The sequence below is a fragment of the Polyangium jinanense genome, assembly GCF_028435365.1.
In genome coordinates, this window is the sequence record NZ_JAGTJJ010000014.1 from 1 (window position 1) to 13,951 (window position 13,951).

The 13,951-nt window shown below is 70.0% G+C and carries 11 protein-coding genes; 1 reads left to right on the plus strand and 10 read right to left on the minus strand.

Annotation, left to right across the window (positions count from 1 at the left end; genetic code table 11):
* Nucleotides 1-134: 134 nt before the first annotated feature.
* Together KEG57_RS23325 and KEG57_RS23330 are read right to left on the minus strand one after the other, a co-directional pair.
* The gene (locus KEG57_RS23325; protein WP_272423057.1) at nucleotides 135-725 is read right to left on the minus strand and encodes a malonic semialdehyde reductase; all 591 of its coding nucleotides are present in this window, start codon (nucleotides 723-725) and stop codon (nucleotides 135-137) included.
* 28 nt (nucleotides 726-753) lie between these two features.
* Nucleotides 754-2,361 (minus strand): protein kinase domain-containing protein, encoded by a 1,608-nt coding sequence (locus tag KEG57_RS23330; protein ID WP_308215639.1) that lies wholly within the window; start codon nucleotides 2,359-2,361, stop codon nucleotides 754-756.
* A 35-nt stretch (nucleotides 2,362-2,396) separates the two neighbouring features.
* On the opposite strand from KEG57_RS23330, the gene KEG57_RS23335 reads away from it, so the two are divergent.
* Entirely contained in the window at nucleotides 2,397-2,837 is a 441-nt protein-coding gene (locus KEG57_RS23335; RefSeq protein WP_272423059.1) for a CAP domain-containing protein, read from the plus strand.
* A 33-nt stretch (nucleotides 2,838-2,870) separates the two neighbouring features.
* On the opposite strand, the gene KEG57_RS23340 is transcribed toward KEG57_RS23335, so the two are convergent.
* The 8 genes from KEG57_RS23340 to KEG57_RS23375 all read right to left on the minus strand — a co-directional run bounded on the left by KEG57_RS23340 (nucleotide 2,871) and on the right by KEG57_RS23375 (nucleotide 13,876).
* Entirely contained in the window at nucleotides 2,871-4,430 is a 1,560-nt protein-coding gene (locus tag KEG57_RS23340) for a 3,4-dehydroadipyl-CoA semialdehyde dehydrogenase (protein WP_272423061.1), read from the minus strand.
* Nucleotides 4,431-4,511: 81 nt separating this feature from the next.
* Entirely contained in the window at nucleotides 4,512-5,549 is a 1,038-nt protein-coding gene (locus tag KEG57_RS23345) for a hypothetical protein (protein ID WP_272423062.1), read from the minus strand.
* A 142-nt stretch (nucleotides 5,550-5,691) separates the two neighbouring features.
* Entirely contained in the window at nucleotides 5,692-7,176 is a 1,485-nt protein-coding gene (locus KEG57_RS23350; protein WP_272423063.1) for a TolC family protein, read from the minus strand.
* A 60-nt stretch (nucleotides 7,177-7,236) separates the two neighbouring features.
* Nucleotides 7,237-7,914: a tetratricopeptide repeat protein gene (locus tag KEG57_RS23355; RefSeq protein ID WP_272423064.1), complete on the minus strand. Its 678-nt coding sequence runs from the start codon at nucleotides 7,912-7,914 to the stop codon at nucleotides 7,237-7,239.
* Between the two features lie 118 nt (nucleotides 7,915-8,032).
* A complete protein-coding gene (locus KEG57_RS23360; protein ID WP_272423065.1) occupies nucleotides 8,033-10,285 on the minus strand; it encodes a DEAD/DEAH box helicase in 2,253 nt (750 codons plus the stop codon).
* Nucleotides 10,286-10,303: 18 nt separating this feature from the next.
* Nucleotides 10,304-10,795 carry a hypothetical protein gene (locus KEG57_RS23365; protein WP_272423066.1) on the minus strand — a complete coding sequence of 164 codons (492 nt, stop codon included), beginning with the start codon at nucleotides 10,793-10,795 and terminating at the stop codon, nucleotides 10,304-10,306.
* A gap of 19 nt (nucleotides 10,796-10,814) precedes the next feature.
* Complete coding sequence (locus KEG57_RS23370; protein WP_272423068.1) at nucleotides 10,815-11,831, minus strand: tetratricopeptide repeat protein; 1,017 nt, start codon at nucleotides 11,829-11,831, stop codon at nucleotides 10,815-10,817.
* Between the two features lie 194 nt (nucleotides 11,832-12,025).
* Nucleotides 12,026-13,876, minus strand: coding sequence for a L,D-transpeptidase (locus tag KEG57_RS23375; RefSeq protein WP_272423280.1), 1,851 nt, complete (start codon nucleotides 13,874-13,876; stop codon nucleotides 12,026-12,028).
* Nucleotides 13,877-13,951: the final 75 nt, after the last annotated feature.

A 13,951-nucleotide genomic window follows, 5' to 3' on the forward strand; every position in this document is an offset into this window, starting at 1 on the left:
TTCGCCCGGCCGACCGCGCGCATCGCGCGCTGTCGCCCCGGGTCCAGCGCTTGCGCTGGTCCGGGTGCAGGGGCGGATAGCCCCTGCTGGGGTCCGGGGTGAAACCCCGGCGCTACGCTGTGGAGGAGCCCCTCTCAGAGAATCGTGCAGGCCTCGTCGAAGCTGAAGCGAGGGCTGCGCGGGAAGAGTTTCGTGGCGTCGCCGTAGCCGAGGTTCACGAGGAAGTTCGAGGCGTAGCGGCCGTCGGGGAAGAACTCGCGGTCGAGTTTGTCGTTGTCGAAGCCGGACATGGGGCCGCAGTCGAGGCCGAGCGCCCGCGCAGCGAGCATGAGGTAGGCGCCCTGGAGCGTGCCGTTGCGGAACATGGTCTTCTCGGCGAGGGCCTCGTTGCCCACGAACCAGGAGCGCGCGTCGGCGTGCGGGAAGAGCTTGGGCAGCTCGTCGTAGAAGCGGCGGTCGTTCGCGAGGATCGCCGTGACCGGCGCGGTGCGGGTCTTCTCCTGGTTGCCCGCGGAGACCACGGCGAGCAGGCGCGCCTTCGCCTCGGGGCTCTTCACGAAGACGACCCGCATCGGCGCGCAGTTCGCGCTCGTGGGGGGCATCTTCGCGAGATCGTAGATCTCGCGCAGCACGTCGTCCTCGACCGGGCGCTCGAGCCACCCGTTGTGGGTGCGCGCCTTGCGGAAGAGTTGATCGAGCGCGTCGTCGTCGAGCCGATTCGCCATGCGATCCGTCACCTCTCTGGAGACCCGTTCATTGCGTCAGAAAAAACACGACGGCGCCCACCGTGATCCCCACGAGGACCGCGATCGGGACGAGGAGCCAGAAGCTCGTGCCGCCCTTCTTTTTGCGCGCCACCGCGCGCGGTTTGTCCGTGGCGAGCGGGGCCGCGGCCTTGCGCGTGTCGGAAGGCACGCTCACGACGATCGGCGGCTTCGGCGACGCGGGCTTCTTCAGGCCCGGCGGAGGCTCGCGGCCCGTGGCGAGCGTGTCCGTGACCGACGGCGCCGCGGGGATGGTCGGCGAGGAGCCGAGGACAGGCTCGGCGTCGGCCGGGACGCGGATGATGACGCCGTCCTTCGAGATTTTTCCGCCCTCGGGATCGGTGTCGCGCTCGGCATCGTCCGGAGACGCAGCGGGCTTGATCCCCTTGCGCTTGATCGTGAGCTCCTCGGACGGGAGCGTCGACTGCTCGGGGATCGTGGCGTGCGCAAAGCGGACCGACTCGACCGGGACCTCGGCGATGTTGCGGCGCGCAGCGGATGTCGGCGCGTCCTCGCGCGAGGTGCCGCCGAGCCGATGCGGCGTGGTGCGGAGCTCCGGCAGGACTTTTTCCAGCGCGGCCTTGAGCTCGGTGGCGCTCTGCTGCCGCTGCGCGGGCCATTTTTCGAGCGCGGTCAGGATGATGGCCTCGAGCCCTTTGTGCATGAAGGGCGTGGCGTGGCTCGGACGCGGCGGCGGCTGGCGGATGTGCTTGAGGGCGATATCGATGATGGAGTCGCCGCTGAAGGGGATCTGGCCGGTGACGAGCTGGTAGAGGAGCACGCCGCACGCGTAGATGTCGCTGCGCTGATCGACGCCCTCGCCGCGGCATTGCTCGGGGGACATGTACTCGGGCGTGCCGACGATGACGCCGACCGTGGTGATCGCGGAGCTCGGCGCCGCGCTGATCGGCGGCGCATCCCCGCCTTCGCCCCCTTCCTTCTGCGGCTGCTCCTTGTCGAGGATCTTCGCGATGCCGAAGTCGAGGACCTTGATGCGCTCGCGGCCGGCGGCATCGGGCTGGCCGAGGATCATGATGTTCTCGGGCTTGAGGTCGCGGTGCACGACGCCCTGGTCGTGCGCGACCGTGAGCACGTCGCAGACGTCGATCAAGATGCGCGCGGCCCGCGCCTCGGACAGGCGCCGCTCGACCGAGAGGATCTCGAAGAGATCGCGGCCCTGGAGCAGCTCCATCGCGATGTACGCGACGTTCCCGTCGACGCCGTAGTCGATGATCTGGACGGTGTTCCTGTGGTTGAGGCGCGAGGCGGCCTTGGCCTCGCGGCGGAAGCGCTTGGCGAAGGTGGTGTCGCGCGCGAGCTCCGGGTGCATGACCTTGACCGCGACCTCGCGCGGGTCGGCATCCTGCACGCCGCGGTACACGGTCGCCATCGCTCCCTCCCCAAGGAACGAAGTGATCCGGAACCGACCTGCCAGGGTGCTTCCGATGAGGGCCGCGGCGGTGCTCATACGAACGGGAACATCCGGCAGCCTAACGCGATAAGATGCCCCGTATGGTGAAAATGTGCCGCTCGGCTTCGTCCCGCGGGTCCGTTTGGCCCATGCTCCCCGTCCTCGGTGCGCTCGGTCTCGCCCCATGCGTGGGCTGCTCGACGGTCGAGTACGCAGATAGTGTGAGCCAGGCAAATCCGCTCGACGCCGTCGAGAGTGAGCTCGTCGTCAAGCTGAACGAGATGCGCACGACGGCCGGCGTGCCCGTGCTGAAGGTTTGCGCGACGCTGAACGAGTCGGCATCGGCGCACAGCGACGACATGCGGGACAAGGGGTACCTGAAGGACGTAGGGCTGGACGGATCCACGTCGGTGACGCGCGCTTGCGAGGCGGGATTTTCCGTGGCGTGCGACGGGACCGTGGGAATGGCCGAACTTCTGGCGAAGGGTTACGCCGGCGCCGCGCAGACGCTGGAGCAGTGGGCCACGGACACAACGACGCAGCCGGTGCTCGTGAACGGGGATTTCTCGACGCTCGGCGTGGGTCGGTCGATGGGCGGGGAAGCGCCGATCTGGACGCTCGATCTCGCAGCCGCACAGGATCCGAGCTGCGGCGATCTTTAGGAGGAAGCGCGCCGTGGGGCGCGCCCCCACGACTCAGCTCTTCAGATCGAGCGCGGCTTCGAGGATGGGCCGCGCGCCCTGGATCGCCGCGCGGTGCGAGTAGAACGCAAGGCCGCGGCGTCCGCCGAGCTCCTCGCCACCACCCGCGCGGCCAGGGCCGCCGTGCACGCTCTGCGGGAGGACCGTGCCCGGGCCAGGCGTCTGATCGGCAATCTTCTCGCTGCCGAAGTAGAGGCGGCCGTGGTACGGCGACAAACCGAAGATCATGTCGGTGACGAACGCGCGATCGTCGCTGTACACCGAGCCGACGAGCATGCCGCCGCCGCGGCGGACGAGGTCCGTCGCGCGGGCAGAGGACCCGTCGTAAGGGACGATGGTGGCGCAGGGACCGAAGACCTCGTGCTGGTGGACGTCACGCGCCGCATCGGGATCCTTGCAGTGGAGGAGCGTGGGCGGGACGAAGTAACCCTTGCCGTCCTGCGCGCCGACGCGCTCGAAGGAGCCGTCACCGAGGACGATCGAGGCCTCCGCGGCGAGCTTCTGGATGCCGGCGCGGATGTCACGGAGCTGCGCAGCCGTCGCGAGCGGGCCGACAGTGACGCCTTCGAGCGCAGGGTCGCCAACCTTGACGTCGCGCAGGAGGCTCGTGAGCTCGTCCTTGATCTCGCCCTCGATCGCCGCGGGGACGAGGATGCGGCGGATGGCGGTGCACTTCTGTCCGGCCTTCTGCGTGATGTCGCGGGAGACCTCGCGCAGGAACATGCGGTACGTGTCGGAGCCGGAGGTGACGTCGGGCCCGAGGACGGCCGTGTTGAGGCTGTCGGCCTCGATGTTGAGGCGCACCGAGCCGTGCACGACGGCCGGCAAGGCGCGAAGGCGCGCGCCGGTGTCGGCGGATCCGGTGAAGGCGAGGACGTCCTGGCCACCGAGGTGATCGAGCATGTCGCCGGGCGCGCCCGCGATGAAGGAGAAGGCGCCCGCGGGGAGGATGTTCGCCTCGACGAACAGGCGCGCGATCCGATACGCGAGCAGGGCCGTGCTCGTCGCGGGCTTGGAGACGACGGGCATGCCGGCGAGGAGGGCACAAGCAGCCTTCTCGGCGAGGCCCCAAGCGGGGAAGTTGAAGGCGTTGATGTGCACGGCGACGCCCGCGCGGGGGACGAGGACGTGGAAGCCGAAGAAGCGCGGGCTGCGGCCGAGCTTTTCGCCCTCGCCGTCGACGAGGAAGCGCGCGTCGCCGAGCTGCTTGCCGAGCTCGGCGTAATACGCGAGCGTGCCGGAGGCGCCGTCGATGTCGAACTTCGCGTCGCTGCGGGTGTTGCCGCCGTTCTGGATGGCGACCTCGATCAGGGCGTCGCGGTTCGCGTGGATAGCGCGCGACAAGGCGAGGAGCAGCTCGCCGCGCTGCGCGAAGGAGAGGGCGCGGAGCGCAGGGCCGCCGACGTCGCGAGCGTGGGCGAGGGCGCCCGCGAAGTCGATGCCCTCCGTGCTGGCCTCCGCGATGGGCTCTTCCGTCGTCGGATTGACGAGCACGGCCGCCTTGCCAGAGCCGTGAACCCAGGCACCTGATACGTAGCTTGCGAGTCGTTCCATCGGTCCGCGCTCTATACCGCGGACACGCGCCTCGCGGAACCCGGGAGCGCGAGAGGCCGAGCGAACCCGGCCCCCTCCTGATCAATCCATGAAGTCGGGATCGTCGCAGGGAGCCTGACGCAGCGCGCGCTTCGTGACGGTCTTGTTCGAGGAGTCGCCCTTCTTGGTCTTGATCTCGACGCTCTCGGGCGTGTCCTGGAACCAGAACTCGATCGTGGTGGGCAGCTCCCAGATGTTCTTCGTCGGGTCGAGGGTCTTGAAGCGGTCCTGGTTGCCGAGCCCGACACTGATGGTCTTGTACTCGTCCGTCTGGACGATGAAGCAGGTCTTCGAGTCGGCCGCGCGGCCAGGGGCGTAGACGTAGCCGTTCGTGCCCGACTTGAACTCGAAGGTGAAGCTCTCGAGCACCTTGCCGCTCGCGTCCTTCGCTTCGAGCTTGTGCGCGCCGCTCGCGACGTTTTTCGTGACGACGACCGCCGCGTTCTCCGTGGCCGCGTTCTTCAGGTCCTTGGCGAGCTCTTGGCCGTCGAGCGTGACGCTCACGCCGTCCTTGCCCGTGACGTTGACGATGCGGACCGACGGGTGCGTGTAGCCGTACCACACGAACGCGCCGATCCCGGTGGCGCCCAGGACCACGGCGACACCGATGCCCACGACCTTGAGCATGTTGAAGCCGCCGCCCTGCGCCTGCTGCGGCATGGGCGCGCCCATCGGAACGCCCATCGGGGGAGCACCCATGGGAGCGCCCATCGGCGGAGCGCCCATCGGAGCGCCCATTGGCGGCGCACCCATCGGCGCTCCGGGCTGCGGGCCGTACCCCATGCCAGCGTGCGGAGCATTTCCGTACGGCGGCGGCTGCCCCACGCCAGCCTGCGGAGCATCTCCGTACGGCGACGGCTGCCCCATGCCAGCCTGCGGACCATACCCGGGATACGGCGGCGGCCCCATGCCAGCGTGCGGAGCATTTCCGTACGGCGACGGCTGCCCCATGCCAGCCTGCGGGTCATTTCCGTGCTGCGGAGGGCCGTAGGCGCCTCCCTGCTGCGGATAGCCTTGCGGCGGATAGCCGGGCGGACCTCCCGGGGGATACCCCCCACCCGGGGGCGGCATGTTGGCCATGGCGGATTCTCCTTCGATACGAGACGTCGTCGCGCCGCGTCACGCGAGCGCGCACCCCCACGAAAACGAGCGTGCGCGGCGATGATAGGAGGGATCCGAAGCGGCTGTCTCGGGCAAAGAGGGAAAACCGCGGCGAGCTCTCTCAGCCGTCACAGACGGCCGCAGCAAGCAGCGCGCCGATCCTCGCGCGGACGAGCTCGAGCTCCCGCACCGCGAGATCGAGCTCAGCCTGGCGGAGGCTCTGCGCGGACGTGACGAGCTCGAAGCTCGTGGCCGTGCCGGCGTCGTACGCGAGCTGCGTGAGCCGCGCCGTCTCGCGCGCCAGATCCCGCGCCTTTTCCGAGATGACGAGCGCCTGCTCCGCGACCTCGACGGCGCGCATGGTCTGCTGCGTGTCGAGCCGCGCTTGCCGCTCGGCCGCCTCGAGCCGCGCCTCCTGCTGCTGGACGGCCGCGCGCGTCGTCCGGACCTCGCCGTAGCGGCTGCCCTCGTAGATGGGGATCGTGAGGACCGCGCCGATGGTCCACGTGTAGTTCTTGAGGTTGCCCTGGCCGAGGTTCATGGCCGTGAGCGTCGTGGTCGCCTCCGCCGTGGGCAGGAAGCCGAGCCGCGTCTCCCGGGCCTGGCGCTTGGCCACCTCGAGCTGCTGGCGCGCCGCCACAACGTCGGGCCGATCCTCGGGTTTACCCGCGGAGCACGTGCTCTCGATGCTGTGCTTCATGTCGTCGAGCGAGATCGTGGGCGGCACGCCGTACGCCACGTTCTCGCCGAGCGCGAGGCCAAGCGACTCCCGCGCGCGGCGCAGCGACTCGTCGCTCTGCACGATCTGCGTGCGTGCGAGGTTCGTGTCCTGCTCGGCGCGGACGACGTCGAGCTGCGTGCCCGTGCCGAGCCGCGCCTTTCGTTTCGTGAGCTCGAGGCGCTCCAGCGAGGTGCGCAGGCCGCTGCGATTGATTTCGCTCGTGCGCTCCGTCGTGACGACATTGACGATCGCCACCGCCAGGTTCGCGAGGAGCTGCCGCCGCCGATCCGAGACGCTGGCGCGCGCCGCGTCGACGTTCTTTTGCGCCGTTCCGATCGCGTACCAGTTGCGCAGCGACAGAATCGGCACGCGCGCCGTGACGTCGCCGCGAAGGACGGGCGTGTACGGCAGCGGGATGTACTGCGCCGGCGTGTTGTCGATGAGGCACGTGCCCTGCGTCCTCTCGTCGTTGGTAGGGACCGCCGGGCCCACGGGGCAGAAGAGGAACCTGCCGTCCGACAGGATCATGTTGTGGTTGACCGATCCCGTGGCCGTGACCGTGGGCAGCGCGCGCCCGAGGGCCTGCGTGCTGAGCCCCTCCGCGCGCGCGACCTCCGCCTCCGCGATACGCAAATCGGGCGCGCGCGTCTCGACGATCGTGACCGCCTCGCGCCAGGTCGCGAGCGTCTTCGGCGCGGCGGGGACCGGCGCGAGGAGCGGATCGTCCACGGCGATCGTCGGCGGCGTCGCCGCGGGCGCTTGCGGCGCGGGGGGCTCTGGCACGCGCGGCGCGGCCGGCTGCGCGGCGAGCGGCGCGGAGACGAGCAACGCGAAGGAGAGGAGCGGCGTAACGAGCGAGGCTCGGACCCAGCGAGAACGGCGCATGGCGCTTCGATGTAGCACCGCGCGGGCGACGACAAGCGGGAAGCGGATCGAAAGCAGCAGTTAGTCGCGCGCGGAAGGACGCTGGCGCGCCCGCTGCTTCTTCGGTTTGGCGCGCCGCTCACGGCCCGAGGCTTCCACGCTCTCCGGCGCGCCGGCATCGAGCCAGCGCCAGAGCGCCATCTGATCGGCCGTGGCCCCGCGCCGGATGGCGCGCTTGAGCACGCGCTTGGCGAGAACGAGCTTGCCGGAGCGCGCGAGGGCATGCGCGTAACTCGCAGCGATGTCCGCCTCCTCGGGCTGCGCCTCGCTGGCCTTCGCGAGCAAGGGGAGCGCGTCGTGCGGGCGACCCAAAGCCACGTCGTAGAGGTGGCCGAGGTTATGCGCGTACCAGGGGTTGTCCGGCGAGAGCGCGAGGGCCCGCTCGTAGGCGCGCGCCGCATAACGGAAGTTTCGCAGGAGCGACTGCGCGAGGCCCATGACGGCCCACGCCCCATCATCCCGGCCGTCATGCGCGAGGACCTTGCGCGCGAAGAGCGCCGCGCGCCAAGGGTCGTGCTCGACGCCGAGCTCGGCGAGCTGCCGATGCGCCGCGACCCAGGGCACGCTGCCCGGCTCGGCGATGCGGGTGATGCGCGCGAGCAGGGGCAGGATGTCCTCGACGCCGAGGCCCGCCGCGATCGCGCCGTCGACCTCTTGCCGGAGCCTCCCGACCTCGTCCTCCCATCCGCGCCGCGCCATATCCAAGGGGATACGACCTTCGTGCATTCTCCGCCAGCGGGGTAATTGGAGAGCAGGACGCCGGAAGTGATCCGGCGTCCCGAGTGTCGACCAAGGGCGGAGATCGCCGGGAATTGGCTCAGGGCTCGACGACGCCCGCAGCGTCCGCGTCGATTTCGCTGCCCGCGGCGCCGCGCTCCCGTGCCGGCTCGGCCATTACGGTGCGACCGGCAAGCGTCGCCCCCGACAACCCAGCCACGGCACGCGTGAGCTCGGTGCGCCGGACGCTGACGAACGCGTTGCGCTCGCGGACGCGGATCCGCTTGACATCCGCCTTGTCGAGGCCGATCTGGTCGAGCAGGAGCGACTGAAGGTCGGCCGCGCGGACGCCGTCGCGGCGACCCACGCTGACGAAGACCTCGGCGTAGTCCCCGGACGAACCCTCCTGCGGGCGCCCCGGATCCGTGTCGTCCGGCCCCACCTCACGCGCGACCTCCCGCGGACCCGAGAGCGCCGCGTCGCCGAGAATCGGCTCGTCGTCGCCCTCCTCCTCCGGCGGCTGCCAGCTCGTGAAGTCGGCGTGACGAACCGGCGCTGCGGCGCGCGCCTTCGGCGGCGGCAACGGATCGGCCGCGCTGACGGGCGTCGGCGGAACCTCGTCCCCGCCACGCGCGCGGGCCGGCCGCGGCATCTCGGGCCGAGCCTCGCGGCGACTGCGCGTACGGCGCCCCGACTCCCGCGGCTCGCGCTCCTCGCCCGAGGCGCGCTCCTCGCGCTCCTCCCGACGCGGCCGTTCCTCGCGCTCCTCGCGACGAGCACGCTCCTCACCGGCCGCGCGTGGCTCGCGCTCCTCGCGGCGCGGCTTCTCCTCACGCGCCTCGCGCTCCTCGCGGCGCGGCTTCTCTTCGCGCGGCTCGCGCGCGGGCTTGGCCTCGGCCTTCGCCGGGGCAGGGGCCGCCTCGACGCGCTTCGGCAGAGGACCGGCGCGGCGCGCAGCCGCCGCTTCGTCCTTCACCGTCGGCCGCGCGCCCAGATGATCACGCAAGAGCCCCGCGAGAATCCGCTCGTTCGCGTCATGCGAAAGAATGCGACGCGCGAGGGAGAGATCGTCCGGGTGCGTACCTTTCGGAGCGAACGCCTCGGCGAGCATGTTCACGAGGTCCGCCTCGGCGCGCGTCTTGAGCTCGCCCTCGGTCGGGATCTGCCGCTCGATCGGACGGATCTTGTACGTGAGCCGGACGAGGTAGAGCCCGCCGATGTCCTGCGGCGCGATGAGCGAGATCGCGGTGCCCGTGCGGCCCGCGCGTCCGGTGCGGCCCGTGCGGTGGACGTACGCCTCGGCGTCCTGCGGGAAGTCGTAGTTGATGACGTGCGTGAGGAGCGAGATGTCGATCCCGCGCGCCGCCACGTCCGTCGCGACGAGGAACCGGAGCCGGCCCTCGCGCGTCGCGCTCATGACCTTCTCGCGATCGGACTGCGGCAGGTCGCCGTTGAGCCAGTCCGCATCGAAGCCCTGGCGCTGCAGCGCGTTCGCCACGCGCTCGGTCTCGTCGCGCGTGTTGCAGAAGATGACCGCGCTCTCCGGGTTCTCGACCTCGATCACGCGGATGAGCGCGCCGAGCTTGTCGCCCGCGACCATGTACACGAAGTGATCGATGGAGAGCGCGCCGATGTGGTCGCCCGAGAGCGTGACGAACTCGGGGTTCTTGAGCTTGCTCTTCGCCATCCGCTCGATGTCGGGCGGCAAGGTGGCCGAGAAGAGGAGCGTCTGGCGGTTCTCGGGCAAACGCTCGAGGATCGCGCTGAGCTCACGCTCGAAGCCCATCGAGAGCATCTCGTCGCACTCGTCCAGGACGAGCAGGCGGATGGTCTTCGGCTCGAGCGTGCCGCGGCGCAGATGATCGAGCACGCGGCCAGGCGTGCCCACGATGACCTGCGCGCCCGCGGCGATCGCATCGATCTGCCGCGGCATCGGCGCGCCGCCATACACGGGCACGACGCGCACGCCCTTGCGCTTGCCAAGCCGCTCGATCTCGGCCGTCACCTGCAGCGCGAGCTCGCGCGTCGGGCAGAGCGCCAAGACCTGCACGTTCGCAGCCGAGCGCTTGACGATGTGATCGACGATCGGCAGCCCGAAGGCCGCCGTCTTGCCGGTGCCGGTGCGCGCTTGCACCACGGCGTCGCGCCCGCGTGTCGCGGGCTCCCACACGGCGACCTGCACCGGCGTGGGGTTCACGTAACCGATCTCGGCCAGCGTCTCGCGCAGCTCGGCCGAGAGGGGCAGGACGTCGAAGGTGGGCGCGGTCGCGGCTGCCTGGCCGGCCGCTGCGGGATCACTCGTGCGAGCCTCGGAGGCGTTCGCGCCCTGGGAGGTGGGATTCTGGTCTGTCATTCGTCGCCGCTCTGGAGTTCAGGGGCCTTTGGGGGGTTCGCTGGCTTTCGCGAGATCGGTGTTCACGATCTCCTGCACCTGGCGCCGCAGCGGGGCCAGGTCCGAAGCCTCCCGCCGCGCTGCATGTTCCTCCGCATAGCGGAGCCGCTCGATGGCGTCGAGAGCGCCCTCGTCCTTCGCCGACCCCTTGCACGTGGTCGCGACACCCTCGAAGTACTTCCACTCGGGCTCGAGCGCCGCCCGGAAGCGCGCGATCGCCCCGTCTTCGCCGTCCGTACCGGGGGCGGCCGCCCGCGCCCGATCGACGGCCCCGACGAGGGCCCGGAGCCCCTCGTGGCAGCCGCCATACGGGGAAGGGGGGTGCGCAGTGAAGAACACCTGGACGGAGATCTGGATGGTGCCCGCGAGGCAAACGGCGCCGATGATGCCGTAATAAATCGCCCCGGCGACCGTGCGGCCGCGTCTTCGGGCGGATACGGGCCTCGCGGGCCTCTCGGGGTCGGGTTCCATGGCGAACGGTCCCCGCCCGTCAGTTGAGCTCGCTCTCCGGGCGTTCGGCCTGCTCGGCCTCGAGGAACGTCGCGGTGATCTCGCGTTCGAGCGCCAAGCTGATCTCCCGCTCGATGCCCTCGACGCTGCCCGCGAGCCGGGCGACGTTGATGGCATACACGAAGATCCGCGCACAAGGCGCATCGTTCCGTCCGCCACGCGAGAGCTCGTCGGAGACGAGCCCATCGAGCAGGACGAGCGCCCGCGGATCGACGCCCTCGGCGACGAGCTCCATGCCCGGGACATCGGAGACGTACACATCGGCTCCGTCGACATACCGACGCAAGACGGGATTCAGCCCGGCGATCGCCTTCTGCGCGAGGCCGGCAAACGCCTCGCGACCCGGCGCCCACGGAGGCAGCCCCATCTCGATGTCGAGCTCGCGCGCATGCAAGAAGGCCTGCGTTGCGCCGCGCATGTCGCCGCGTTCGTCGCGAACGAGCCCGAGGTAGTAGTACGCCTCGACGTGCCGCGGATCTTTCATCGCCGCCTCTTCCACGAGCCGCGCGGCCCGCTCCGTCTGCCCGATCTCGTATAACGCGCGCCCGACGAGGAACGTGTGGTTCGGGTTGTCGTAAGGCCCGCTCGGAATCCGCTCGACCACCCGCGCCGCCTCTTCCGTGTCCCCCTTCGCGAGCAGGGCATCGAACTTGAGGAGGAGCGCATCGATGATCTCTTCGTCGACCTCGGCGAGATCGAGCGCCTGGTCGCACATCTCGATCGCCTGGTCGTACTCGCCGAGCGGGTGGATGTAGACCTCGGCGGCGTTGAGCATCGCCTCCAGGTACGTGTCGTCGAGTGCGATGGCCTGCCGGTAATTCTCGATCGCCTCCTCGCCGTCCCCTTCGAGGGCCGCGACGTAACCGAGGAGGTTGTGGGCCTCGGGGGAGTTGGGATCGAGCTCCAGCGCTCGGCGCGCCGAAGCCTCGGCGCCGCGGGTATCCCCACGCTGAACGAGATCCCACCCGCGATCGAGGTGGGCCGAGAACTGGTCCATGACGGCCTCAACAACTGTTCGACACTCCGCCCCAAGTCAAGTCTCTTGGGGAGGGTGTGGGCTCGATGGCCCACACCCTACGGCCCTCAACTCCGCTTCGCTTCGTTCGGGCCTACCCGGCGTTCGGGGCTGCTGGCTCGCTGGATATGTCCAGATTACCAGAAAGGCCGTAGGTGCTGGTTTTTTCTGAGGGATTACTCGTGGACGACCACGAGCGTGCCGCGGTTCTCGGGCGTGGACCAGACGGCATGCCAGCCTCGAGGGAGGCGAGGCTCGGCCCAGAAGAAGATCTTCTTCGCGTCGAGCGGCGACAGGTTCACGCATCCGTGGCTCATCTCGCGGCCGAAGTTCGAGTGCCAGAACGCGCCGTGCAGCGCATACGAGCCCTCGAAGTACGCGACGTACGGGACGTCCTCGATGCTGTAGGGCAGGTCGCCCGCAACCGTGCCGTCGCCGTCCATGGTCACGGCGATGTGCTTCTCGCGGATCCGGAACGTGCCCTTGATCGTCGAGTGATCCTTCGCCTTGTTCGTCGACTTCCGCCCCGGCGACACGAGCGCCGCGTACACGGGCTTGTCGCCCTCGATCGCGAGGATCGTCTTCCGCGTGATGTTGACGTCGATCCACTTCTCGCCCGGCGCGAGATCCGCCGGCGGAGGGCCAGGCTCGGTGTAGGTGGCGTCGACGCCCTTCATCCACCAGCCTTCGGTGGTCTGCCGGTACACGACCGACTTCACCGTCGCCGTCACGCCCGTGAGCCCGACCGCAGTGAACCGAGGCGCCGGGCCCTTCACCTTCACGTTCTTGTGCTCGTCGTCGATCTCGAACTTCGACGACTTCGTCGCGAGGATGAAGCCGACCTGCTTGACGCCCTCGGGCACGTCGATGCCCTGCGAGGTCGGGGGCTTGACGATGTACATGCGGTCGCTCGGCGCGACGAGGCCCGCCGTGGTCTTGTACCAGAGCCGCCCGTTCCACCCGAACGTCTTGTCCACCGCGACGAAGAAGCCCTTCACCATGCGCTTCGCGACGGTGCCGTCGGCGTCCGACTCGAGCTCCTTCAGCGTGACGTTGACGGGCTTGCCCGGCTCGATCTGTTGCCACCAGGGCTTCGGCGGCTCCTCGACCGCAGGCCCCGCGTCGAGCATCGCCGCGACCTCGGCCGAAGGCATCGGCGACGGCGCGCTCGGGGCGCCTTCCTGGCTCGCCGCCGGGGCCGCCGTGTCGCCCGCCGCTGACGCGCTCGCCGAGGGCGTCGCCGCAGCCGATGCCGTCTGATCCTTCGCCGCCTCGTCCTTCGCGCTCTCGGCCTCCTCTTCGGCCTTCTTCTTCTTGCGCGCCTTCTTCGCCATCTCGAGGTACGGCTCGTACTTGATCATGTCCTCCTTCGAGGGGACCGATCGGTAGAGCGGCGTGCCGTGCGCCGTGTTGTAGGCGTAGCGGTAAGGCAGCACCTCCTCGAGGTTCGGCGCGGTGATGCCCATGCGAACCTGAGGGTTCGTGAGATCCGTCGTGGCGTACTTGCCGCAGACGTAGCCGCCGTCGAGCAGGCGATACCAGCCCTGCTGGCACGAGGCGTTTTTCGTCGGGTTCGGATCCACCGGGACCTTGCCGCCGAGCCGGATGTAGCCGAGCCGCTTCTTGCTCGACTCCATCGTCGGATAGACCGGCGTCTGCACCGCCAGCCCACCGAGCAGCGGGCCGGTGTAGGGCTTTTCGGCCTCGGCGACCTCGGCGCTCGCGTCGGCGGCCGCGTCGGCGCCCGCATCTCGGGAGTCGGCCGGCGTCGCCGTCGCGACCCGCGCAGAACCCTTCGGGGCCGGGGGCGTCGTGGGGGGAGGGGCGGGGAGCTGGCTCGTCCGCGTGGGCTTGTCGACGGAGGCGCCAGGCGGCGCATCCCCGTGGCAACCACTCGCCCACGCGACCGCGCCCGCGAGGCCCGCGGCCACCGCGAAGCCGAGCGCACTCGCCGCGAGCGTGGAAGGCGCCTTCCCCTCGGGAGGAGGAGGCGCGGGCTCGCGACCCGCCGGCACGCGGGAGTTCATCGCCACGCGGGGTCGATCTTGTTCACGCCGAGGCCGATCCACTGGAGAGCTTCCCATCGCCGAAAAAAGCGCCTC